The 24,672-nt window shown below is 54.6% G+C and carries 19 protein-coding genes; 9 read left to right on the top strand and 10 right to left on the bottom strand.

Going from position 1 to position 24,672, the window contains the following annotated elements; genetic code table 11:
• The 5 genes from LAO76_07665 to LAO76_07685 all read right to left on the bottom strand — a co-directional run bounded on the left by LAO76_07665 (window position 1) and on the right by LAO76_07685 (window position 8,283).
• On the bottom strand, window positions 1–1,608 hold the full coding sequence (locus tag LAO76_07665; protein MBZ5490793.1) for a hypothetical protein: 1,608 nt from the start codon (window positions 1,606–1,608) through the stop codon (window positions 1–3).
• Between the two features lie 240 nt (window positions 1,609–1,848).
• Entirely contained in the window at window positions 1,849–3,114 is a 1,266-nt protein-coding gene (locus LAO76_07670; protein MBZ5490794.1) for a hypothetical protein, read from the bottom strand.
• 114 nt (window positions 3,115–3,228) lie between these two features.
• Window positions 3,229–4,152: a hypothetical protein gene (locus tag LAO76_07675; GenBank protein ID MBZ5490795.1), complete on the bottom strand. Its 924-nt coding sequence runs from the start codon at window positions 4,150–4,152 to the stop codon at window positions 3,229–3,231.
• A gap of 4 nt (window positions 4,153–4,156) precedes the next feature.
• Window positions 4,157–5,122 carry a hypothetical protein gene (locus LAO76_07680; protein MBZ5490796.1) on the bottom strand — a complete coding sequence of 322 codons (966 nt, stop codon included), beginning with the start codon at window positions 5,120–5,122 and terminating at the stop codon, window positions 4,157–4,159.
• Window positions 5,123–5,142: 20 nt separating this feature from the next.
• The gene (locus LAO76_07685; protein MBZ5490797.1) at window positions 5,143–8,283 is read right to left on the bottom strand and encodes a glycoside hydrolase; all 3,141 of its coding nucleotides are present in this window, start codon (window positions 8,281–8,283) and stop codon (window positions 5,143–5,145) included.
• Window positions 8,284–8,689: 406 nt separating this feature from the next.
• On the opposite strand from LAO76_07685, the gene LAO76_07690 reads away from it, so the two are divergent.
• Genes LAO76_07690 through LAO76_07705 form a run of 4 tightly spaced genes read left to right on the top strand, consistent with a single transcriptional unit; the run spans window position 8,690 to window position 15,214 of the window.
• Complete coding sequence (locus LAO76_07690) at window positions 8,690–9,322, top strand: sigma-70 family RNA polymerase sigma factor (protein MBZ5490798.1); 633 nt, start codon at window positions 8,690–8,692, stop codon at window positions 9,320–9,322.
• 56 nt (window positions 9,323–9,378) lie between these two features.
• Window positions 9,379–13,098: a CHAT domain-containing protein gene (locus LAO76_07695; GenBank protein ID MBZ5490799.1), complete on the top strand. Its 3,720-nt coding sequence runs from the start codon at window positions 9,379–9,381 to the stop codon at window positions 13,096–13,098.
• Between the two features lie 19 nt (window positions 13,099–13,117).
• Window positions 13,118–14,080, top strand: coding sequence for a hypothetical protein (locus LAO76_07700; GenBank protein MBZ5490800.1), 963 nt, complete (start codon window positions 13,118–13,120; stop codon window positions 14,078–14,080).
• Between the two features lie 36 nt (window positions 14,081–14,116).
• On the top strand, window positions 14,117–15,214 hold the full coding sequence (locus tag LAO76_07705) for a hypothetical protein (GenBank protein MBZ5490801.1): 1,098 nt from the start codon (window positions 14,117–14,119) through the stop codon (window positions 15,212–15,214).
• A gap of 40 nt (window positions 15,215–15,254) precedes the next feature.
• On the opposite strand, the gene LAO76_07710 is transcribed toward LAO76_07705, so the two are convergent.
• A complete protein-coding gene (locus LAO76_07710) occupies window positions 15,255–15,938 on the bottom strand; it encodes a metal-dependent hydrolase (protein MBZ5490802.1) in 684 nt (227 codons plus the stop codon).
• A gap of 188 nt (window positions 15,939–16,126) precedes the next feature.
• Between LAO76_07710 and LAO76_07715 the strand changes: the two genes are divergently transcribed.
• Window positions 16,127–17,302, top strand: coding sequence for a hypothetical protein (locus tag LAO76_07715; protein MBZ5490803.1), 1,176 nt, complete (start codon window positions 16,127–16,129; stop codon window positions 17,300–17,302).
• Between the two features lie 18 nt (window positions 17,303–17,320).
• Here LAO76_07715 and LAO76_07720 read toward each other — a convergent pair whose 3' ends face one another.
• Entirely contained in the window at window positions 17,321–17,938 is a 618-nt protein-coding gene (locus LAO76_07720) for a hypothetical protein (protein ID MBZ5490804.1), read from the bottom strand.
• Between the two features lie 595 nt (window positions 17,939–18,533).
• Here LAO76_07720 and LAO76_07725 point away from each other — a divergent pair.
• The 4 genes from LAO76_07725 to LAO76_07740 all read left to right on the top strand — a co-directional run bounded on the left by LAO76_07725 (window position 18,534) and on the right by LAO76_07740 (window position 22,387).
• Window positions 18,534–19,268, top strand: a complete 735-nt coding sequence (locus tag LAO76_07725) for an ABC transporter ATP-binding protein (protein ID MBZ5490805.1) — start codon at window positions 18,534–18,536, stop codon at window positions 19,266–19,268.
• Window positions 19,265–20,707, top strand: coding sequence for an ABC transporter permease (locus LAO76_07730; GenBank protein MBZ5490806.1), 1,443 nt, complete (start codon window positions 19,265–19,267; stop codon window positions 20,705–20,707). Before LAO76_07725 ends, LAO76_07730 begins: the two co-directional genes overlap by 4 nt.
• Before the next feature lie 451 nt (window positions 20,708–21,158).
• Complete coding sequence (locus LAO76_07735) at window positions 21,159–21,932, top strand: esterase family protein (protein ID MBZ5490807.1); 774 nt, start codon at window positions 21,159–21,161, stop codon at window positions 21,930–21,932.
• A 29-nt stretch (window positions 21,933–21,961) separates the two neighbouring features.
• Window positions 21,962–22,387 (top strand): vitamin K epoxide reductase family protein, encoded by a 426-nt coding sequence (locus tag LAO76_07740; protein ID MBZ5490808.1) that lies wholly within the window; start codon window positions 21,962–21,964, stop codon window positions 22,385–22,387.
• Window positions 22,388–22,409: 22 nt separating this feature from the next.
• On the opposite strand, the gene LAO76_07745 is transcribed toward LAO76_07740, so the two are convergent.
• The 3 genes from LAO76_07745 to cydB are packed head-to-tail and all read right to left on the bottom strand — an operon-like array spanning window position 22,410 to window position 24,672.
• A complete protein-coding gene (locus tag LAO76_07745; GenBank protein ID MBZ5490809.1) occupies window positions 22,410–22,799 on the bottom strand; it encodes a DUF302 domain-containing protein in 390 nt (129 codons plus the stop codon).
• A 19-nt stretch (window positions 22,800–22,818) separates the two neighbouring features.
• Window positions 22,819–23,598, bottom strand: coding sequence for an alpha/beta hydrolase (locus LAO76_07750; protein MBZ5490810.1), 780 nt, complete (start codon window positions 23,596–23,598; stop codon window positions 22,819–22,821).
• Between the two features lie 48 nt (window positions 23,599–23,646).
• A complete protein-coding gene (cydB, locus tag LAO76_07755) occupies window positions 23,647–24,672 on the bottom strand; it encodes a cytochrome d ubiquinol oxidase subunit II (GenBank protein MBZ5490811.1) in 1,026 nt (341 codons plus the stop codon).

A 24,672-nucleotide genomic window follows, 5' to 3' on the forward strand; every position in this document is an offset into this window, starting at 1 on the left:
TTACTTTGCCGCCACCAACGTTTTTGCCTTTGCCAGTTCCTCTCGATCAGAGTTTGAACCCTGGCAATTCCTGATCAACTGCGCGTAATAGCCTGAAGCTTTTTCTTTCTGCTGGGTCATCTCAGCCGCGCGGGCCGCGCCATAAAGACCGTTGAAGCGGTTGGGATCGGTCTTGAGCGCTACTTCATACTCCACCAGCGCATCCTGCGGGCGGTTCATCTCCAGCAGCATGTCAGCCAGCATCTCGCGCGCGGGAGTCTCGGTTTCGCCCTTGCCGACTTTGTCCTGTTTATCGGCTACGGCGCGTAGCAGGCGCAGAGCGTCGTCATTTTTTCCCTGGGCGAACGCCAGCCATGCCTGGGCTTCGTCATGATTATTGGCCATATATTTGGCTTCATGCGACTTGTCTGATTTTTTCGTCGCTTCAACCATGGCGTTGAATTGGTCCGAGGCGGTTTGCGCGGCTGCTGCGTCACGCAGATGCCCGGCGCCGACGGCATGCGCCCAGTAAGTAAGAGCCTGAACAAAAGGAGGCGCGTCCGCGACTGGCTGAAGCGCCAGAGCTTCCTGCCATTGGCGACGCTCGAGTGTATATCGTGCGGCAAAGCCGGCCTTCATAGCATCGGAGTAATCCTGAAATTCTGCTTCTACGTCGGCCTTGTGAATCGTCTGCAGTTCGTCCCATTCCGCCTTGGCTTTTTGGTCATTGCCGGTCTGGAGATACGCATATTCAAGGAAGTCAAGCGAGTGCATCTTGTGATGCATTACGTGCAGATGCATTGCGCCCATGTTGTCTGCCACGCGCAACGCAGCTTCATTGGACTGAATGTCATCCTGCCAGAGACCCAGCCGGGCAAAAATGTGTGAAGGCATGTGAACGGCGTGCGCCGACGAAGGCGCGATGCTGGCATACTTGCGCGCAGCCGCCAAGCCAAGGCTTGCCATCTGCGGATTGTCGCAGGCATGAATAATGTAGTGCGCAATGCCAGGATGGCCGGGATCCTGTTCAAAAAGGTCATTGAGAATGGCCACGGCCTTTCTGTGATTGGCCTGCGTTGGATCCTCTTCAGGCCCGGAGCCTAACAGCGACAACGCATAAAACACCGCGGCTTCACGATCTTTGGGATTTCCGCGATAGACTTTTTCCATGGCAGCGGAATAGAGATCGGCCCGCTTCCGGTGATCGATGGTGTCAGCGTCATGGTAGAAAACAGCCAGCGCGCTGATGTATTCGCGCTCGCGAGCTGTCTTAGGCTTGAGCCCTGCTGCATGGGCCAAAAGATCGTTCCCTCGTTTGAGATCGGCCTTTGTGGGGCGGCTCCAGAGCTGGTGATACAGGCTCAATGCCTGTCCCCAATAAGCCATGGCGCAGCCGGGGTCCTGCTTGGCGACTTCCTTGAACTGGTTTTCCGCCATTTCATATTCAAATGAATGCATCAGGGCCACGCCGCGTTCAAACGGCTTCTGCACAGCGGCGGCACAGGAAGTGGGAAAAGACACGCTTCCTACTTTTTCATCGGGACCAAGATGATGGTGGCCTTCATCCGCGAGCAGGGGCGAAGCTAAACACACCAGTGCAAAGACAAAAATGATCAGCGTTGGTTTCATGAGAGACTCCGGCTCAATTTTGAAGATTACCGACACCTGATTGCCATGTCAATTGATCGACAAAACAGCGCTCTCTATTCCTCGCTAGTGTGGTGTCTCTGAAATAACTCGACAATGCATGCAATTAAACAAATCATTGTGGACCGCAGCCACCCTCGGCTGCGCGGAATAATCTTTGGGCAAGCAAGTATCGGGCCAACTCTTGTAAAGGTATTTGTGAGACCACACTAGCAGGAGATCTCAGGGCTCAGTCGCCTTCCATTCTGTCTTCTGGCCAGATTTGGAAGGCGCGACAGGCCCGACACAACGATTCGTCGTCTCCTCCGAGATTGGGTCTTTGTTCAGGGAGTTGTGGGCAAAGCACCACCCCGGGAATGAGGCAGGATAGCGCTTGCGTACAGCGATGGGAATATCGGTTTCCTTCACTTGCTTAAAATCGAAGTTGATCTCGCCGTTTTGCTTGACAGTCGCCAGCAAGTAGCCATACACATCAGGCTGCGCGCCGGGGCCGGGTTCCACATTTGGCGGAAGAGGATACCGTATCGCTCCTCCCGTGCCAACAATCCAGCCAGGCAGCCGATGGCTGGGCGGTTGACCATCGAACAGCTTATCCATGAAGAAATGCGAATGACTGGCAAGTACGTAAACATTTTTCTTCTCGTGCAGCTTCAGAAGCGCCTCGTAGACGTGCTTGCCTGTCTCGCAGCCCTCGGTTTTCTGGGTAGTATCGTCACACATGGAGTGGTCATTGGCCCGACTGTAGGGCAAGGCTTCATGCATGCCCACCACCACAGCTGCGATCGAGGTATTGTTCGTGGCCCGGTCGAGGATGCAATCAAACCAGGCCACCTGGTCGCGTAAATATGGGCCGCCAGGTTTTTTCGGTGGATAGGAGAAGCTTCCTGATGCGTTGTCCAGGTAGATGAAATCAATGGCGCCCTGTATCCAGTGATAGTAAGGCAGACTCGTAACGTAGGGTTTCCTGGCTATCTCCGCGCAAGGCCCGGTTTTAGCGCCGGCGATCTGCTGTGCCTCCACTCTGTCCATCGATCGGCGCGGCGTGGCCAGCCAGTCTTCAAATTCCGCGGAGAATTGTTCGCGCGTCTTGGGACTGATGAGTTCATGGTTGCCAATGCCCAGATAAAAACGGGTATTGCCAAAAGACCTAATCTGGTTGTCGATGAAATCCGGCCAGACACGCTCGAAATAAGTTTTGCAACTGAGGGATTCACCGGACTGTTGCGCTGCTGCGGCCATGTCTTCATCAATCTTGTAGATGGCGCGCAAGTCGCCGAGGTGCCAGTAAAAAGAAGGCTGGTAATATGCCGCGCTTTGCGCCGCGATGGCAGGCACCACCACATCACCGCAATTGCGTGAGTCGCCGGAGACAATAAACCGCCACGTGCTTTTTTCCGGCGGAACAAGTTTATCCTGCTTAGGCGCGAAAACCTGCTTGATTCCTCCATTGTTGAGGCGCAGCAAAGCCGCGATCGCGATGATAGCCATTAACCCCAGAATAAAAAATGCTATCCAGCGAGTCCTGGCGCCGGGCTGCGCGGGCTCTTGCTTCTTCTGTTCGTCAGGTTTTTCGGACCTTAATTGGTTTTGATCAACCATGACTCACACGCCGCTTCCGCCCGGTTGTGAGCCTGCCGGTGCATCCGGTTTTTTTCTGCCGGCAACAAAAAAGTCACGCCAGACCGTTACGGCAAAGGTCACCGTGAATTCCTTGTAGAATCGGTAAGCGCGCAAGCTCGCGAGGAACGCCGCCAGCGCACACAGCAAGAGCAGTGCAGGCAGCCGCGCCGTGTCCCCGTAATGGTGTCCCATGCCGAATCCCAGACCCAGGGCCGCCAAAAGCAGGCCTGACGCTGCCATCCACTCCAATCCGGAGCCATGTGTTTTTCGCAGGATCAGGGCCACGGTGGTAAAGAGGGCAAGAACAACTCCCAGACATACAGCTAGATAGCAAACCGTAGAGGTCCAGCCTCCGCCCAGAAAACTGATGGCCCAGCCAATGTAATAAATTCCAGCCAACCCCAGCGCGGCGGCCAAGCCGCGCGTGAGTGCATACATCCCCTCGTATTGCTCGACGTAAGATGCTTCCTTCGCGGCCACCAGAAAGTGACGCGCCAGCAAAAACGCATCATTTCGGTGCGCATCCTGCGCCTTTGTAGGTGTGTGCTCCACTGCCAGGTCATCTTTCTTGATTCCGAATTTGCTCTCCACCGCCTCTGCAACCCCGGTTTTCAGGGTAGCGGAGAGCGGTCCACCGGCGTCGAGGAGCTTTTGCGAGGGAAAGCGATCATAGGTCTGGTCACCTTCCTGGCCCTTGGCCGCAGTGGATCGCAGGACTTTATCAGCAAAGGTTTGCAACAAAATGCCGGTGACGTACGCGATCACAGCGCCCAGCAGGGCTGATGTCCAGTCGCCGGTGGGCAACTTATGTTGCTTGATGCCGACGGGGAGCCAGAACAGCAGAAGCACCGCCGCGCCGGGCAGGAAGTAGCCATAAATATCGTAGAAATTGAATTTTTCGATCAAGCGATCACACGTTCACTTCAGGACCGGTCAAAGACAATTGGGAAAGCAGGGACTTTACCACATCGGGAATGCGTTGTGACTCATTTTTTGGAATGAAGATGGACCCCACTCGATGGTGTCCGCCGCCGCCAAACTTTTCGAAGATTCGTCCTAACCCGACGCTGGGAAATTCCCGCCAGGGATTGCGCATAGCGGTAATGGCTGTGCCTTCTTCAGAGTGGATGATTCCAACGGAATAGCGCGCATCGGGCACAAAGTAGTACGCAGAATAGCGGTTGATCATCTCATCCTTGCTCTGTTCCGTCTCAAAGGTTACAACCGCGCCCGGCTCCATCCTGATCCGCTTTTCCACTTGCTTTAATCCGGCACGGATCCGCCGCTCTACTTCATCCTGGCGGGTTCTTACCGCATCCAGCGCAGCCACATGTTCAAGAGGGTGATTGCGCAACTGCTGGCAGAGAGACCGCGCGTATTCAGCGCCTGCTTCGAACAGGATGCTGCGATTGATCTTGAGGGCGGGTGCGTCGCCCAATATTGCTTCGTCCACGGATGCATATCGGGCGGAATCGATCTTTTCCGCCCACTGCACCATCGCCTCGAAATGCGGCTTGGTCGCCAGCGACTCACGGAGGTGACGAAAGAGAAGAGACGCGCAGGACCCCGCTTGCTCGTCAAAATACAAGGGGAATTCTGCCCGACGCCGCAGATAGTCTGCCTCTGCTTCTTTGCTGAGCATAGAGGTTGCATGATGGTCAGCCCAGAAATCCGCGCGCGGATGGTATAGGAAATCCACAATGGCGCACGGATGCTTCAGTTCGCTAGCGAGCCAACTGTTGCGGACCGTGTAATTGACGGGGCATAACTCGCCTATATTCCATCCCTTTTGCGCCTCAAGGAAATCCCAGGTTAGCGCGGCGGAAACAAGCCCATCAAAACACGGATAGTGAAAATACAAAGTTGCAGCTTGCATGAAAGCGCCGAACAGCGATCCTACTCCTCATCTTTCGATGACACCACCGCCTTCGCCGGCGCTAAAGCGCTTTCAAGCTTTACCTCCGGCAGGTTCGCGCCTTTCAGTTGCTTGTTAAGCGCGGGAAGGTCTTGCGCTTTCACGGTATTCCAGCGCTGCATCAGGGGTGGCAGTTGCTTTTGCAAATCGGCAACGGCGGCTGCGGCCTGCGTGCTGGGAGCAACGTCAGCCTCTTGGAAGACGCCGAACAGCGTAAGGAACTTTGTTTTCAGGCCGCCGAGAGTTGGCGATTCGGTTCCAGCGCCGGGCCTGCGGGTTGCGCCGCCGGCAAGGGCTTGCAATTTCTGATCGAAAGCCTTAATGGCAGCCAGAGCTTCACCAATGGCCTTGGGTTGAAGATCTTTGATCTGCTTGCGCAATGCACCGGCTTGCTCGGCGGCAGGAGAGAGCGTAAGCAATTGCGTGTACAGATCATTGGACAACTTGAACTGCTGTTGCAGACCAGCCAGCGATGTTTTGACGCGCGGGTCCATCTTGATGGTGAGCGGCTGCGAATAGCTCTTGCCGTTCGCGGTGAGCACAACCGTGTATTGGCCGGGCAACGCCCACGGTCCGCTTGGCTGCGGCGCGGTGTTGTGCGGGATTGCCGCAATGGGATACTCGGCCTCAACGCCTGGAACATTCGGGTAATGCATGTCCCACAGGAAGCGGTGCGCGCCAGCCGCGGCGGAAAGAGTCTGCGGCGGGCGGACCCAGTAAGTAGGGATGTTCAGCATTGGGTCGATAGGATCGGGCTTGTCCGCGCTGGAATATTTGCGCACAGTCTTGCCCGCGCTGTCTTTGATTTCGAGCGTTACAGGACTGGATGATGCAGATTGCAGGTAGTAATCGATCACGGCGCCATCTGGCGGATTTTCACCGGCAGGGAAGTCCGGCGGCAGAGGTGTGTCAGTATTCATGTTCCAGCGAACGCGGATGGCAGTTTGCGGCTTCAAGAGAAATGCGTCTGCCGATGTAACTTTCTGATTGAGCTGGCGCAGCGGGGTGATGTCATCAAGAATCCAGAAGCCGCGGCCATGCGTGGCGGCCACAAGATCATCACCTTTAATGATCACATCACGCACCGAGCTTGCGGCCATGTTGAGCCGCAGCGATTGCCAGTGGTCGCCATCGTCAAACGACACATAAACGGCGCGCTCAGTTGCGGCAAAGAGCATGCCGCGGCGCACAGGATCTTCACGCACGGCGTTCACGTTTTCGTTCGACGGAATGCCATTAACGGTCTCTGTCCAGGTTTTGCCGGAGTCGCGCGTGCGCAGGATGTGCGGGCGCAGGTCGTCGAGACGAAGAGTGTTGATGGCGGCATACGCTGTCTGCGCGTCAAAGTGGCTGGCTTCGATGATCGAAACCTTCTGGAACGCGGTCATATTCGGCGGCGTGACTTCATTCCACTTTGCGCCGCCGTTGGTGGTGAGATGGATTCGGCCATCATCTGTACCGGCCCATATGCGGTTGATATCGAGCGGCGACGGCGCAACCGCGTAAATTACGCCGCGCTGCGTGGCTTTGGCCGATTCTTCATTGCGATATTTGCCGACGCTGGCCGGAACTTCAAACGTCGGTCGCGTGAGGTCAGGCGAAATCTGCTGCCAGCTCTGGCCGCCGTTCATCGTCTTCCACAAAGTGTTGGTTGCGAAATAAAGAATGTGCGGGTTTACCGGCGAAAAGACGATGGGCTCAGTGCGCACCATGCGGTAATCCGGCGCGCGGAAAGGCTTGGGCGCGACCTGCTGCGCCTGGTTGGTGCGACGGTCATAGCGCGAGAGCTTGCCGCCATAGACAATGTCGGGATCGAGCGGATCAGGGACGACGTAACCGTATTCTTCCGCCGCCACAGGATGCCATTCGCGGAAGGTGATCTCGCCATCATTGCCGCGGCTGGAGATGCAAGCAGAACCACTTTCCTGCTGGCCGCTGCACAGACGATAAGGGAAAGCATTGTCAGCATTCACGTGGTACATCTGCGCGGTGGGCTGGTTGTACCAGGAACTCCACGTCTCGCCGCCGTTCACAGTGATGATGGCGCCCTGATCGCTGACGATAGCAATGATCTGAGGGTTGTTGGGATTGATCCAGAGATTCTGGTAGTCGTCGCCGCCGGGAGCGCCACGGAAACCTGTCCAGGTCTTGCCGCCGTCGGTCGATTTCCATGTGACTGTGCTGGTGACAATCACCATGTTCTCGTCTTTGGGATTGAAGCGCGGCACAGAAAGATCTCCACCGCCGATTCTGCCTGCCGGTCGCGCGTCCGTGGTGATCTGGGCCCAGGTGGCGCCGGCATCGTCTGAGCGATAGAGCCCGACGCTGTTTGGCTTGGACGCGACCGAGGCGATCAGCCGCTTAGGATTGCTTTCCGCAACGGCAATGTGCACCTGGATGATGTCCTTGGGCAAGCCGCCTGTGAGCTGCGTAAACGTCTGGCCGCCGTCCGTGGATTTAAAGATGCCTCCGCCATTGCCGTTCCACGCGCCATTTTCCCACGGCCCTTCACGCGCTTCCCACAGAGTGGCGTAAACGATTTCAGGATTGCTGGGATCGATCAGGACATCTGAGGCACCGATGTTTTCGTCGTCGGCTGTGGGCAGAACTTTCTGGAAGTTCTGGCCGCCGTCCGTCGAGCGATAAACGCCGCGCTCCTTGTTCGGTCCATACGGATGCCCCGCCACAGCAGCAAAGACCTTGTTGGGATCGCGCGGATCGACGGCGAGCTGCGGAATCTGCTGGCCATCGCGCAGGCCTAGGTGCGTCCAGGTCTTGCCCGCGTCGGTCGATTTGTAAATGCCGTCGCCGACCGACAAGTCCGGTCGATGCAGCCCCTCACCGCTGCCAACATAGACAACATTCGGGTCCGACGCCGCTACCGCAATCGCACCAATGGAGCCGGTGGGCTGGTCGTCAAAAATCGGCTGCCACGTGCGACCGTAGTCGTTGGTCTTCCACACTCCGCCATTGCACACGCCAATGTAAAACACATTCGGCTGACTGGGTACTCCGGCAACGCCGCGGGTGCGTCCGCCACGGTACGGGCCAATGGAGCGCCAGTGGAGGGAGGAAAGGAAGCTCTCTGGAACCGAAACAGGCCCCGAAGGCTGCGTGCTCATGGGCTTTCCCGGCTTCGGGTTCACGCTACCCGGCAGTCGTGATGAAGCTTGCGTTCCGCCGGAAGTTGACTGCTTGGGCCCTGCCTGTTGTGCCGTGGCTGCGCCGAGAAATACCGCTGCAATTGCCAAATTCTTAATAGAAAAATAAATCCAGCCTCGGAATATACCCACAAATTCCTCCCTTAATATGCGCAGGACACTATAACAAAGCACTACCGGAGCGAAAACCGCCTCCTCAATCTCCCGCGTACAGCGGCGGGGAGCTTTCATATCCTGAAGCTACCCGAGAACAGCATAATTGTAAGAGTTATTTAATTTTCATCCGCAATGCATTGCAGGCAGACTATCTGCAATATTTCCATAGCGTTTGCAACGAAACACTGGTATAAATTTCAACACTCTAGCAATGGATTACAGCTCACTCTCCTGCGATGAGTTGTTGCGTGCCTGTGCCGACCCGGAAAATACCGAAGCCTGGCAGGAGTTTGGCCGCCGTTTTGACCCTTTAATTAAAGTGACAGTGTGGCGCGTGGCGTGTCGCTACGGAGCCGGTAAGAACCCGATCATCGGCGATCTGGTGCAGGAAACATATACTAAAATTTTTGCGAACAGCTTGCGTCTGCTACGGACCTTCACGTCGAACCATGCCAACGCGTGTTACGGCATGATCAAAATAATTGCCCGCAACGTCGCGATCGACTATTTTCGAAGCCCTTACCTGGACGACCCAACCGGGACCCATGTTAACCCTATCGATGGCGAGGGCTTCCATTTTGACCCTCCCTCACCTGCCATGAATGAACTTGACCGCCAGATCGTGCTGGAGCAGATCGATAAGATCGACAAGATATTGAAAAAGCATTGCAGCCAGCGCGATCAGGACATTTTCTGGTTGTATTACTTGCAGGAATTCTCTGCTCGGGAGATTGCTGAGCTCCCGAACTTTAAGCCATTGACGATCAAGGGTGTGGAAAGCATTCTTTATAGGGTTAAGCAGCTTATATGTGAAAAGTGGGAAGAGGATCCGCAAGACAAATAAACTCCGAAGCGGAAGGGTTTGGGGCAGATGACACGTTGTTTTAAAGGAGAGCAGTCATGAGACCAGCGGATAAGCACTTAACTCCGCAGGAATTGGACTTGCTGCTCTTGAACCCGGCCGATTCGAGGGACAGCAACGCCACCGGCGCTTTGCCGCCGGAGGCACAACAGCACCTGAATGGGTGCATGTATTGCCAATCCGTGGCGGATAAATGTCGCAAAGCGGAAGAGGCGCTCCGGAACTTGCGGACCTGGAGCAGGACCTCTGGTGGCGGTAAGGCGCTGGCCCCCGGGTCAGAGTGCCCGCCTGAGGACACTTGGTCAACGCTGGCGGCCGGACTGATGGAAGACGAGAAAGCCGCGCCTTTCATCACGCATGCCGCAACATGCGGCTGGTGCGGCCCCCGCCTGAAAGAAGCTATGCACGATCTGGCAGACGACATTACGGCGGAAGAGCAGGAAGCTCTGGAAAAACTCCCAAGCGCTTCTCCGGGCTGGCAACGCGCGATGGCAAGAGAGCTGGCTGCCAAGCAGCGAAAGCCGAAGGACCCGCAGCCAGATACGAAACCGGCCTTCCGATGGTGGCCGAAGCTGGCCTGGGCCACAGCTCTCCCCGCAGTGGCCATTATTGCAGTAGGAATGGGGTGGCTAGTCTGGCTTAAGACTCGTGAACCGGATGTAAATGCGCTGCTGGCTCAGGCGTATACGGAACAGAGGACGATTGAGTTGCGGATGCGGGGTGCGGCGTATGCGCCAATGCGGGTTTCCAGAGGAAAGGAATCCTCTTCCTTGAATCGCCCCTCGTCGCTTTTGCATGCCGAATTCATTATTGGGAATAGTCTTTCCAGGCATCATGATGATCCCGATTGGCTGGATAAAAAAGGTAGGGCGGAACTGCTTGACGGTCATTATGATGCTGCCATTGGAGCGTTGAGTGACGCTAAAAAATTGAACGCCTCTTCCACAATTCTTACTGACCTGGCTACTGCATATTTTGGACGCTGGGCAGCAGGAAACCAGCCCGCGGATTATCAGGCTGCGCTCGACTTTCTGGATCAAGCATTGCAAAAAGACCCGAATGACCCAATTGCCCTGTTCAATCGCGCGATCGTGCACGAACGAAATTATCAATATGCAAATGCTATCCAAGACTGGGAAAAATATCTTTTGCTTTTCGGCAACGATGACTGGGCTGACGAAGCCCGCCACCATTTGCAGGCTTTGCGCGAAAAGGTGCAAATAAGCCAGGAGTATAGCAAGCCCTTGATGGGGGGCAGCGCATTTGCGCAAAATATCTCGGCTGAGAGCGATGCTTCCTGGCAAACTGTCGATGCGCGTATAGAAGAATATCTGGATCAGGCGGTCAGACTTTGGCTGCCCGCAGCTTTTTCCCCTCAGGAGACTGAAGCAAGTAGGAAAAATGCGCTCCAGGCATTGCGGACACTCGCCCAGATTCTAGCGCAACGTCACGGCGATCACTGGCTGCTGGGCTTTTTGGATTCGCCCCACTCGCTGGAATACAAAAAAGCGGTCCTGCTTCTTGGCGATGCGATTACCGAAAATGCTGCGGGCAACTTTGAAAGGGCTGAAGGCCACGCCAAAGAAGCCGATGGTTTGTTTCGAATTGCAGGAAACGTGCCCGGCAGCAATCGCGCCCGGTTGGAGATGGTCTACGCACTTCACCGTTCAGTCCAAGGTGGTCGTTGTGAAATTAAAGCGGAGTTGCTGGAAAAAGAACTGAATGCAAAATTGAATCCATGGCTTGCGGCACAACTTCTGATCGAACATTCCATCTGCACCGGGATGACCGGCCATCTGGACAAATCCGAAACTGAAATTGCAGATGCCATCGCAATAGCCCAAAAGGCCTCTTATTCTCAACTGTATTTGAGGGCATTGGGAATAGCGGCTTCCATGGACACAGAAATGGGCAGGCCGAATGCGGCCTGGGGCAAGGATCGGGCCGGTCTAGCGATTTACTGGAGCGGCAGCTACTCTCCCCAGAGGGCTTATCAATTCTATTCAGACATGGGATTTTTCTCGGAGAGGTCCGGGAAGTGGTCTATAGCGCTGGCATTGGCCCGTGAAGGTGCCGCCGCTGCCATAAGGACGCATAATCCAATGACCGAAGCGCTGGCCCGCTTCCGTTTGGCGAGTGCGGCCTCCACGGCGGGTTCACGAGCGGAAGCAATCCGGGAATTCGAAGCTGCCGGAAAGCTCTATGAAGGGCTGCCACAGAACCAGACAACACGCACTTATCTGCTGAATAGCCAGATTTCCTTGGCCGAGTTGAAAACCCTCAATGGCGAATCGGACGTGTCCCTTAAAAGTCTTGAAGAGGCTGAATTGCCGGTCTCCAAAATTTCCGATTACACCATCCCCCTGCGGCTGTACGTCGTGTTGGGCGAAATATATTCCCGTCAGGGGCGCTGGAAAGAAGCCCGCGCCGCCTACACGCAAGCCACATTGATCAGCGAGCAGGCGTTGAACCGTCTGCACGAAGGGGCGGAGCGGCTGCGCTGGGAACGCCAGACACAGCGCGCGTATCGAGGTTTGCTGAAATGCTATCTTCAACAAACCGGCGATCCTGCCGATGCGCTCGAGTTTTGGGAGTGGTACAAGGCCGCCGCGGCCCGGCCTGCCGCGCTCAGAGAATTACAGGTCTCGAAACAGAATGCGTTGCTGGTCAATGTAAAGGCCGCGGCGACGCCGGTCCGTTTCCTTGATCGGCTGCGTTCGACTCTCAGGAAGGAAGTCGTGATTTCCTACGTTCAGCTTCCTGACGAGATCATTTCCTGGACCTTCGATGATCGCGGAGTGAGACTGGTTCGAGTACCCGTATCTACCGCCGAGTTCGACTTGACGGCAACCCGCTTTCTCGACCAGTGTTCGGATCCGAATTCAAGCATTGACGCGCTTCGAGCAAATGGAAAAAAGCTTTATAGTTGGCTGATCGCGCCGCAAATCCAAAATATGCGGCCGGATGACCAAGTCACCATCGAGCCTGATGGTGAGATCGCAAAAGTTCCGTTTGCCGCCCTGGTGGATGAAAATGGAAAATACCTGGGGGGAAGATTCGCTATTGCTTTTTCTCCCGGCGCATACTATCAGATTGGCAGAACGGCCAGCCATGCACTTATGCCTGAACAGAGGGCCTTGGTCGTCGCTCCTCCGGCCTTCACATCCGAAACCGGCCTGAAGCCTTTGCCGGACGCGCTCCAGGAAGCCGACGCGGTTGCGGGTCACTTCCACCATCCTTTGCAGCTTACTGGGACGGCCGCCACACTCGAAGCCGTGGAACGCGCCTTGAGCAACACGGAAATCTTTCACTATGTTGGGCACTCCTACGGCAATTACGGCAGCATCGGACTGCTTCTGGCGGGTGACTCCAGGCAAGCCGCTGCCGCAATACAGGAACCTGCGGTCCTTACCGCCGAACGCATCTCGCGCCTGAAGCTCTCCCAGTTGCGGCTGGTCGTGCTGTCATCATGCTCCACCGAAAGCAACCCGGACCAGGTGCTTACCGATCCCGATGAACTTGTGCGCGCCTTCCTCCAGGCAGGCGCAGACCAGGTTATCGCCAGCCGGTGGAGCGTGGATTCGGCGGCGACCCTGGAAGTGATGGAAATCTCTTATGCGCGATTTGCAATTGGAACCACTGTAGCCCGGGTTTTTCAGCTCGACAGACTTGCGACTCTAAACGCGAGAACAACAGCGCATCCGTATTTTTGGGCATCGATGGACGTTTTTTCAATTTCTTACAATGATCAGCGCTAGCTGACGCAGGAGGCAATTTATGGCAATGAATCGTCGGCGATTTATAGGACAACTAGCTGCGGCTTTGACTTATTGCTCGGCGCGGGGAAAAGACGATGGCTGTGGAAAACCTATCGGCCCCGCGACGTGCAACCCACCTTACCCCCTTAAAAAGGTCAACGTGGTTTTCCACGGTCTCTTTGCGTTTATCATTGGTCCGCAAAACATCAAAGTTATTACTCCCGACAACCCTGAACACTATTACTGTTGCTGTAGTCAGGGAAACTATTATGAAATGAAGGACGAATATACTCTCGATGGTATAGTAACCAACAATCCTCCGATCGATCCCGGAACAATCGATAAAACAAAAAATACTGTTTTATCTGCTGGGGACAATAGATTTACTTTAGATCAGGTGGATCAAGGTAAGAAGTCGTATTGCTCGATCACATTACCATTTCCAAATGCAAGCGGGATGCTGCCTTTTAGGGCAATTTCACGGCCGCAGATAAAATTCCCTGACAAGTATTCTCAGCAGATCATGGCTCAGACGCTTCCACTCATTCAATCCTTAACTTATGATGTGGCCGATCCGACAAATGTAGTGTTGCGTCCTGTGGATTGCCGATCCAGATATCAGCGTCTGATAGCATATCCATGTTCAGAAATCGTGAATTTGCATATTTTTTCTGAACCTGAATGTGAGGTTACGCAGCATCATGCGGAAGAAGCTTTTAATCAAATGGCTGCGCTGATCCACCCCAATCTCGCAGATTTGACTTGCACAGTAGTAACTCAAGGGCTGCCGACGTTGGATGATCCAACGAATGTCCCGGGATTACTACCCGAAGATTGTACTACCTTAGAGGAAAGAGTCGAGCCTGGCCTATGTACAGATTGGTATTGGTCATGGTTTAAAATAAAGCACAAAAGAAAAGAACACAACCCAACCGGCGGCATTCAAATCGCTAATTGTATGAATCTTCTTGTTACTCCCTGAGCATAGGGATCAAAATAGACATGGGAGATTGCTAAGGTGAAAGATAATCGCTATTTATTCCTTGCACTGGTTGTTTTGCTTGCCGGTTGTTTCCCAATATTTTCTGAGGCATTGCAAGCGGCAACCAAGGCCATGCCGTCGGCTGTCGTGCCTCAAGCGAGTTTGAGGTCAGATACAGTGGTCCCTGTTGTTCAATGCAATACCATTGATGATGGTGTTGATGACGACGGTTTTTTGGATTGTATGCAAGGAGTCTTCACGAAAGCGCAATTCAATACACCACGGCCTCCACAAAAAAATAATATTGAGCAGGCTATTCAGAATCTGATGGCGTGCTCTCCGCATCAGCGAACAGATGGGATGGTGGTTGGACATGGCGGAAGTGGTTTTGTGCGGTTGGGAAATGGCAACCTTTTTCGAGACGCAACTAAGTTCATTGCTGATCTAACGAATATAAGTCCAAGCGATCCATGGAATCGCAAAACATGGTTTCAGCTGCTGCAAAATAGTAATATTCAGAATAGCTTTAACAGCATCATATTATTCAGTTGTGAGGCCGGCTCCGAAAAAGATGGGGCTCTGTTGCTGAATGATTTAGCTGCTGCCACGAATACAAGAGTGCTGGCCCCTACTTCGCTCGTAAAATGTGACAGGGCTACTGGCCAACTCAGCCTGCTGGGTGGGGAACTAAATGAAGCAAGGCCAGGTGCCCCGGCCCAAGTTAAACATAAGCCGAAGATCAGCCGCAGTGAGAAGGTAGCCGAGAGCAATGAGATAAAACTACCAACAGATAAGAAGGATGATTATCGGAGGATCCCCTTCTCGTCAATAAAGTCAATTTGCATGTGTCGATTTCCTTCGCCTGCGCATCCTCAAAGCGGTAAGGAAAAATGTTTTGATGCGTCCAAATATCAGAAGTGGCTCGTATCGAATATCTTCTTCGCCACGCCTTTTCAGCCGTCCTATATTATTGGAGCCGATGTTACTGGATACATTGAAATTACATTCGGTCAGGACCGTGAAGACAAAGTTCGTTTCAATATTTTGAATGACGAGTTATTAGTGGAGCCAAAAAGTCATACGTACTATTATGTCACTGACATGTTTGAGCAATCATGGGCGGAACTTAACTAGCACCAGGAATCTATGTTGATAAAGCATTTTGCCATGGTTGTCACTTTGTCGGCAGTGCTTTTCGCAATATTTGCTTTTGAAGTGTTTGCACAAATCTCCGATTCCCCGTTTCTGACATCAGTTCCACCGGCGAGCTGCCCTCATGCCACGCAATCCACAAGGTCGTTGCCAGCAGCAATCCTGTAATCACAAAGTTCTGCCAGGCGTTGAGGGCCCACTGGCCGTGCCAGGTGAGTTGCAGCGTGTTGGAGAAGGGCTTGAGGTAGGGGATGGGCCATTGGTCGCCGTCGGGGCCGCGGGCGCCAATGAGGTCGCACAGCAGGTGCAAGTGGAAGCTGATGAACACCAGGAACGCGGTGAGCCAGCGATGAGTAGGCAAACGGCGTCCCTGGATGACTGGGCCAAAGGTGAAATCTGAGACATGGCCTGTTGTGGCCAGCGGGCCGATACTGGCCAGCGGCCCAGCGACGATATAGGCGGCAAGGGTACACACCAAGGCAAATGCCAGCGTATGCAGCGAATGATGGTACTGGGAAAACCACAGCAGCGGATGCGATGTGTTACGGGTTAGCAATTCGGGGACGATACCGATGCCGTCGATATCGGGCGCTACAGCGGCAGCTACGACCAGGGCCTTTTCGCGGCGCGTGAGCGCTGAGGGACGGCCATTCGGTGAGACCGAGGCAATCAGCCATCCGGCAAAAAAGTGGGTTACGGGACTCATAGGATCATTATTTGTGTCGTCTCAATTAGCTAGAAATAAGCCGCATCTAGATCGTGCGCAGCGTCTAAGAAATCCATTCACGAGTTGTGCCTGAACCCGAAATTTTGGACTGACGCGCCGCGATATCCGCAGAACGTTCCTCTGGCAAAAATCATGCACGGCTGCGCGATGCGCTAGTATGGGTCAGCATGCAGATTTCAACAAGGTTACTGTTGGGGACGGCGCTGGTATTGCTTGGGATGGTCGCAACAACCACGAAAACGGCTACAGCTGTTTCTTTCCATAACATTGTGGCGAATGCCCAGGTGCAATCAGACAAAGAATCCCTGACGCAACCGGCCAAAGAGCCGCAGGCGCAATCGGCCACAGGGGCGACGGCCCAAGTCACGAAAAAGCCTCTACCCCCGAAAGAGGTTTCATCGAAAGCCACGAAAGAGCCAGAAGCCAAGGTGGCTGCGGAGTTTACAAAGCTTGATGCAGCAACGCTGCCAATCATTAAAAAGATACAGATTGGCGGCGATGCGGACTGGCTGGCGATTGGGTTTGGTTCAGTGTGGGTCACGGTCGCCAAGAACAATGAAGTTGTGCGCGTTGATCCTGTGCGCAATGTCGTGCAGGCCAGAATCGCCGTCGACAAAGAACCGTGCTATGGGATTGGCATCGGTGTGGATCGGGTGTGGGTGCTTAACTGCCAGGGCAAGACGCTAACGCGTATTAATCCCAAGACGAACGCGGTGGACATGCGCGTGCCCGTAAACATTGATGACAGCGGCGAAGGGTCGATTGCCGTGGACGAGCGCTATGTGTGGTTCGGCAGCAATGAAGATGGCCATTCCGCCACGTTGTCCCAGGTTGAGGTGAAGACCGGACGCAAGCTGAAGGGCATTGTCGTGGGAAAAGATACGGGCGTGGTCAAGCTGGCTTTTGGGTCAGTGTGGGCGATCAGCTCGGGAGAAGGGAACGTGTACCGTGTTGATCCGGCGACGAAGAAAGTTACGGCCATGATCACCGTGGCGGAAGGCCCGCGTTTTGCCACCGAAGGCGCTGGGTCGCTATGGGTGCTCACGCAGTCGGATGGCAATGTGTCGCGCATTGATCCGGCAACGAACAAAGTGGTGGCTGTTATCCCGGTGCACGTTCCGGGCAAGGGTGGTGAAATCTGTTTTGGCGGCGGACTTATCTGGGTCACCATGGACGGAACCCCAGTAACGCGTATTGATCCGGCGACGAACAAGGTCATCGACCAGTATGGCAATTATCCCAAGGCTGACGGCATCCGCTATGGCTTTGGTTCAGTCTGGGTGAGCGATCACGGCAAGGGCGAGCTGTGGAGGATTGATCCCGGGAAAATGCGCGGTCGGTGATGCTCCGCGGGCTGCCGATCAGTGAAACACCAGCCTGAAGATCGCGTAAATCAGCAACAAAACTAAAATCAGAAGCAGGAAAGCGGCGAATGGCCGCACGGATTTCAGGGGAATGTCTTTATCTTCTGTCTCGCTGTCAAGAATTGGAACCCCGCGATCTTCTCTGATCCGATTTCTTGCTGAGTGAAGATCGATTCCTGCTGCTGTGAGCGCCGCCGGCACGTCTGATTTTTTTTCTCGCAGCAAGCCCAGCAATAGGTGTTCCGTGCCAATCGGCTTGCTTGCCAACCTATCTGCTTCTTGAGCGGCATAGGCCAGAACGTGCTTGCCGGTGTTTGACAAGGGGAGGTCTGCGGATGTGGAAGTCTTTGCAGGGGAATGAGGTCTAAACTGGCTCCGAAAATTGTGGGTGTGAGCCGACAAAGCGAAAAGCTGGTTCGCTTTGCAATCGACGTCATGGGTAAGGCTGAGCAGTAAATGTTCCGGTTCAATATATGCAGAACCCGATTGCTGAGCTTCCGATCGGGAAAAGAAGATTGCTCGGCGTGCGTCTTGTCGGTATCTTTCGAACATATTTCTGAGCTTTTCGGGGAGCATTATAGATGCGCCGGAAGCGTAGAGTTGCTGAGAAAACATTCTACTTTCGTTATTTATTTGCTATAATACTCAGCCTGCGATCCGTCAATGGGACAGAATGCAAGGCTGGAGAATTCGCTAAGACTTGGAAGTATCCGCAACGGGAAACCGTTGCGCTTTGTGTTTTTGGAGGCAAATGGGGATGAAATGGGGAGGAATTCGGTAAGTGCCTTTATTTCAACATCGGGGCATGGGGACACATGGGGAGGAACCGCGTAAGTCCTTTAGAAATGGGGATCGAGGGAGGGGTAGGGGTATCAAGGATCTGCGAGATGCGTGGTCGCCGTCATCGCCGTGATCGGAAAACGGCGCAAGGACACGAAGAAGCGCGAAGATGGAAGGAAGTGGATGTATCGAAGAGTGATTGGAAATATCCCGAAGCACCTACGTTCGCAAGCGAGGGCGCCTGCGCTCCACAACTTCATGAAGCCCACAAACTTGGTTGCTCCGGATCGGCTAGTCGGAAGTCGCCGTCAACAGGTTTGAGGGACACCTTGCACGGCGCGCCTTTCGTCCTAAGGTGAATGGCTGGACTGGAGGAACGGAATGGGAACTGGCGTAGTAACATTCGGATAGAAGCATTGGAGAGCTGATTGTGGCAACAAACGGCACAGAATTTGAGTCGGTAAGAACGGTTTCAGTGGTGCGCCATTACAAGCTTGGGCGCTCGCTGATTCCCGCAGTGGATGGCGTGAGCCTGGCGGCTGGACGCGGCGAGTTCATCGCGCTGCTGGGCGCCTCAGGATCTGGCAAGTCTACGTTGTTGAACCTGATTGCCGGACTTGACCGGCCGGATTCCGGCGCAATTGTGGTTGAAGGCGCAGACCTGGCCACCATGACCTCTGAGCAACTGGCGCAATACCGGCGGCACACGGTGGGAATGGTTTTCCAGTCATTCAATCTGGTACCGACCATGACGCTGTATGAAAACGTTGAGCTGCCAATGCGTTTTGCCGAGGTGAAGCGCAAGGAACGCCGCGCGCGCGTGGTGGAAGCGCTGGAGCGCGTGGGGTTAAGCGACCGTATGAAGCATCGGCCAAGTGAGATGTCCGGTGGTGAGCAGCAGCGGGCCGCACTGGCGCGGGCGTTGGTTAACCGTCCAAAGCTCTTGCTGGCGGACGAGCCTACGGGCAATCTGGATTCAAAGACCGGCACGGAGATTATGGACCTGATCCGCGAACTCAACCGCACGCTGGAGATGACCGTAATCATGGTGACGCATGAGCGTTCACTGGCGGAGCGCTATGCCAATCGCCTGGTGTTCTTAGGCGACGGAAAACTGGTAGGCGAATCGAACAATGAACTGGAAAAGATTGGAGCGGCACGGTGAGAGCATACGATTTGATTGAGCTTGCCGGACGCAACCTGCGCGAAGCGGGCCTGCGAAATTCGCTTACGACGCTGGGAATTGGCGTGGGCGTGGCGTCACTGGTGGCCATGTTGTCTTTGGGAATCGGACTGCAAAAGCTGGCAACGCGCCAGCTGGGACGCTCAGGATTATTTGACACGGTAGTGGTCACGTCGCGCCAGGATTCGCGCGGACCACGCTTTGCGCAGGCGGCGCCAGTCACAGCGCAGGCCAAGCCTTTGGACGACGTGGCCCGGCACAGCTTTGAGCAGTTGGCAAATGTTGCGGAAGTCTATCCGAACTTTAGCGCCGTGGGCGATGTGCGGCTGGAAAGCGACAAAACCGGCAATCACTTTACCGTTGTCGGGACGCTGCCGCAGTCGGCGCGAACCAGCGAAGCGTTTGACGACGTGCAGGGAAGCTTCTTTTCTTCCGGCAATGCGGAGGAAACGATCATCCTGGGCGATTTTGGGCGCGACCTGTTGAACCTGCCGCGAGAGCCGCGCGGTACCGACGTAAAGCTGACTCCGGACCAGGCAAACCAGCTGCTGGGTAAATACATTGTGTTGCGCTACCACAAGCGTGAAGCCGGTGAGAGCGCGCCGCTGGCCGGCAATACCACAAAGAAAGGCGAGGCCGATCCAGATGATGTGGAGAGCGCGGACGATAAACAGGCAGAAGATGCGCAATCATTCAATCTGGTGCCGAAGACGTTGAAGCTGAAGATTGTCGGGATTGTTTCCAGCGAGCCGAACAGGGGATTGCGCCAGGGACGCACGCCGATGTTCCTGCCGCTGCAACTGGCGGAATCTTTAGACATGGTGCAGGCGGGGGAACTGTGGAGCACACTGCGTCCGTTAGAAAACAAAACATATATCGCGCTGATTGTGCGCGTGGCCAAAAGCAAAGCTGTTTCACAGGTGGAAGACGAGATCCGCAAGCAGGGATTCAGCACGTTTTCCATTCTTGACGCTTCCAAGGGCATCACGCGGTTTTTTACTTTCCTCGATCTGTTTCTCGGAATCTTTGGCAGCCTGGCGCTGGCGGTGGCGTCACTGGGAATTGTGAACACGCTGGTAATGGCGATCCTGGAGCGCAGGCGCGAGATTGGGATCATGAAAGCACTGGGCGCGAGTGACGGAGACGTGAAGCGTATTTTCTTTGTTGAAGCCGGATGTATGGGGATTCTGGGCGGCGCGCTGGGCGCGGGCCTGGGCTGGATGATTGGGCGCGCCATCAACTTTGCCACGAATATTTATTTGCAACGGCAGGACATCAAGCCGGAAAATTTCTGGGTGGTGCCGGTATGGCTGGTAGCAGCAGCGCTGGGATTTTCAGTGTTCGTCAGCATGTTTGCTGGGTTGTATCCGGCGTCGCGCGCGGCAAAACTCGATCCGGTGCAGGCGCTGAGGCATGATTGAGAAGAGCGGCTCTTGGCTTTTGGCCATTGGCTCTTGGCGAAAAGCGGAAGACTAACCGCAAAGGACGCAAAGGGAAGAGCAACTAGCAATTAGCAACTGGCAATTAGCTCTTGTGTCCTGGTCTTATGCTCTTGGCGTAAGCGAAAGACTTTACCGCAAAGGACGCAAAGAGCGCAAAGGAAAGAGGGGTTGATTGACTTCTATCTCCTGCTCTCATGTTCTTGGTTATACCGAAAGATTTGAATTGGGAGAACGCAGAGGTCCAGAGTTTTTGGTTCAGAAGCTTTCGCAAATATTTTTTTCTTGGCGTTTTTTGCGACCTTTGCGGTGAATCGGTTTGGCTGAGGGCTGACTGCTATTCTTAACATTCATGTCGAAATATCTGCTTTCATTTTTATTTTTGGTTTTTACAGTCAATGCTTTTGCGGCGGCGCGGATGCAATGCGGCGCAATGAAGAGCAAGTATGTGCCGGGCCGGATCGGCTATTGCGCCATGCTGCCGCCGGGTTATGACGCGCATCCAGGCAAGCGTTTTCCCGTGTTGTATTTCTTGCACGGGCTTGGCGGCGACCAGAGCTTTCTGGCTTCGAGCGGTGCGTCCAGCGGAATCGAGGAAGCGTGGGAAGATAAAGGGCTGGGCGAGTTTGTGATCATCACGCCGCAAGGCGAAAACAGCTTTTACATCAACTCGCGTGATGGCCACATTCTGTACGAAGATTTCTTTATTCGCGAGTTTGTGCCACAGATGGAGCGGCGTTTTCGACTGGCTGGCAATCGAGCGGGCCGGGTGATCGGCGGAATTTCGATGGGAGGATACGGTGCTCTGCGGTTTGCTTTTAAGTATCCGCAGATGTTTGCGTCTGTGGCTGTGCACATGCCTGCTCTGCTGGAAGAGCTGCCGCATGGTTCGGGCGACGTGGGCCTGACCGCGTTTCTGGGAAACGCTTTTGGCTCGCCATTGAATGAGCGCTTCTGGAAGGAGAATTCGCCGTTTGTTTTTGCGCGGAAAGCGAACCTGCAAGGCCTGAAGATTTATTTTGATTGTGGCGACCAGGATAATTACGGCTTTAATGCCGGTGTGCGCCAGCTAGATAAGCTTTTGACGGCGCGCCATGTACCGCACGAGGCGCATATTTATCCCGGCGGCCATAATTGGGGGTTCGTGTCGCAGCATCTTGATGCGTCCATGGCGTTTCAGTCGCAGGCGCTGGGGCTGACGAAATAGAAAAGTTGCTAAGAAGATTTGAGGAAGCTATGAGATGGTTGATTGCGTTTTTGGCCCTTGCGGGCATGGTTGCGGCGATTCTGGCCTTGCGAGAGCACTACCGCACAGAAGCTTCGCCATGCAGCATTAATGAGAAGTGGGACTGCGGAACGGTGAACAAGAGCCGGTTTGCCGTGATCAAAGGCGTGCCCGTGGCAGACATCGGCATTGCAGGCTATCTGCTGCTGGCCGGTCTGGCGTTTGGACGACGATGGCGGCTGCTGGCGGCTGCTGCTGTCCCCGCATGGGTGTTTTCTCTATACCTGGCGCACATTGAAAAAGACATTCTGGAAGTCTGGTGCATTTACTGCGTCATTTCTTTAGGGATCATTACGGTGATAACGTTGCTGTCGTTGATCGCGCTGGGGATGGATTGGCGACGAGGGCGGCAATCGCAAGGAGAGAGTACGGCATAGCGTCGATGTTGATCGCGTGCGGTTACGCAGCGACCTCGGTAGCAAGCGCTTCAATGATCGCGACGTTCTGTATCAAGTCGTGGGAGATTCGATGGCGCTGCTGGAGATATTGCGGGCTGTTGTATGAGATTGAGCATTTGCCGTTTGCGTCTTCCGCGACGAGAAGTTTCAGTGGAAGATCGATAGCGATTGAAGGTGAGGCCAGCATGAGCGGTGTACCACCCTTGGGATTGCCGAAGATTACGAGTTTCGTGTCTGGCATCTTCATGCCAATGGTTTCGGCTTCACCGCTATGATCGATGACCGCAAAAAGCGTGATGCCACGGATGACGAGAAGCGATTTAATCTTGTTGACAGCTTCTTCCACAGTGCAATTGGCGGCTTTGGTGATGATGCCATCGGCTGAATTCATGTTGACCTCACGCAGATAATTACCGTCGAGTAAGCGAGATGAATGTGCTTTCCACCCGTTTCCAGACGCTGGAACCGGGATCGACGATTTCAAAGTGTCCAATGTTGTGAAGCGTGATGAGCTCAACGCGTTCACCGGCTTTTTTCTTTTTGGCGGCATAAGACTGGCTGATTTCGTAAGGAACAGAGTCGTCTGCGGTGCCGTGAATCAGTTTTTGCGTGGCTTGTGGAATCGAACGCTCGGCAGGAGAAGCTTCACGGTAATGGTCGGGTACGTCAGTGGGTGAGCCGCCCAAGAAGGCCGCGGCAGCGTCATTGCTCAGGTGCAGTTCCCAGGCGCGGCGGAGATCGAGCACGCCAGCGAGTGAAAGCACATGCGTGACGGAATGCTCAAACGCGGCAAGACAGAGAGCGAGATGGCCTCCGGCGGAGTGTCCGGCAACGCAGAGTTTTTTGAGATCGAGCCGGGCAATGGAATCATTTTTGTGTTCACGCAATGCACGGTAGGCGCTGCGGACGTCCTCAAATGTTCCGGGCCATCCGCCGCCAGGATTGCCCACGCGACGGTATTCAATGTTCCAGGTTGCGATGCCGGCCTGCTTGAGCGCGTGGCAAAGATGTCCGGCATAAGTGAGATCGTATTTGGCGCGCCAGTATCCGCCGTGAATGAAGAAGACAATGGGATGAGGGCCTTTTCCGGCAGGAATGCGAACGTCGACGAATTGATTTGGGTCCTGGCCGTAAGGAAAGCGCAGATCGGGCTCGGGCGGTTTTTGTTCCAGGATGGATTCGCTCTGCACGCAATGCAGTATAGAACAGCGGCGCAGGTGAGGAGGAGGAGTCGCGCTTTACGCCGTGACCTTTCCGCGAAACATGCGATAGATAAAGACGAAGTAGCCGAGGGCCAGCAGCATGCCAAAGCTCCACCAAATCAGGCCATAAGACAGTGAATACGAACCTGCGGCAGCGTTGTAAACAGTGATGTTCAGTGCGGGATCAGTGGTCGAAACCAGAAGGTTGGGATAGACGGCGGCAGCCGCGCCTACAAGCATGAAAATCAAGTAAGCGCAGGAGGAAAGGAACGCGCCTTTATCTTGATTTCGACGGCGATGCAGATACATGGCGATTAAGCTCAAGGCTACTGCAACAGGAATGACATACAGCACAGGAAATCTGCGGTAGTTTGTGAGCGCGCCCGGCCGGATGGAAAGCGTGGCCCACAGACTCACAAGCGTTACCAGAACCAGAGCAGGCCAGAGCAAAGAAGCCACGCGGCGGGCTCGCGAGTTGAGATCGCCGGAAGTTTTTACTGCGACATAATGCGCGCCGTGAATAGTTAAGGCAATCAGAGCCAGCACGCCGGCGATGACGGTGTACCAGTCTAAAATTCCGGGTTCGGCGCCGGTGCGCCAGTTGGTCCAGAGAGGAAGGAAAAAGTAACCTTCATTATTCAGAGGTACACCTCGAATCACATTGCCCAGAGCAGCACCGTAGAAAATCGCAAGCAGAATGCTGGAGAGCGCGAAGCAGCCGTCAAAGAAGCCGCGCCACACAGTTCCTTCAAGGTGCATACGTAGCTCAATGCCAATGCCGCGCAGGATGAGGAGCCATAGAACGATCATCAGCGGAAGATAAAACCCGCTGAAGCCGGAAGCATAAAGCAGCGGAAAGGCAAAGTACAAAGTTCCGCCGCCGGCCAGAAGCCAGACTTCATTGCCGTCCCACACTGGGCCGATAGTGCGGATTATGGTGCGCCGTTCCTGATCAGTTTTGGCGATGAACAGATGCAGAACGCCGGCGCCGAGATCGAAACCATCGAGAACGACATATGCGGTGATCATTACCGCCACGAGCCAGAACCATATGAAGAGCAT

It is taken from the genome of Terriglobia bacterium (assembly GCA_020072645.1).
Lineage (GTDB): Bacteria > Acidobacteriota > Terriglobia > Terriglobales > Acidobacteriaceae > Angelobacter.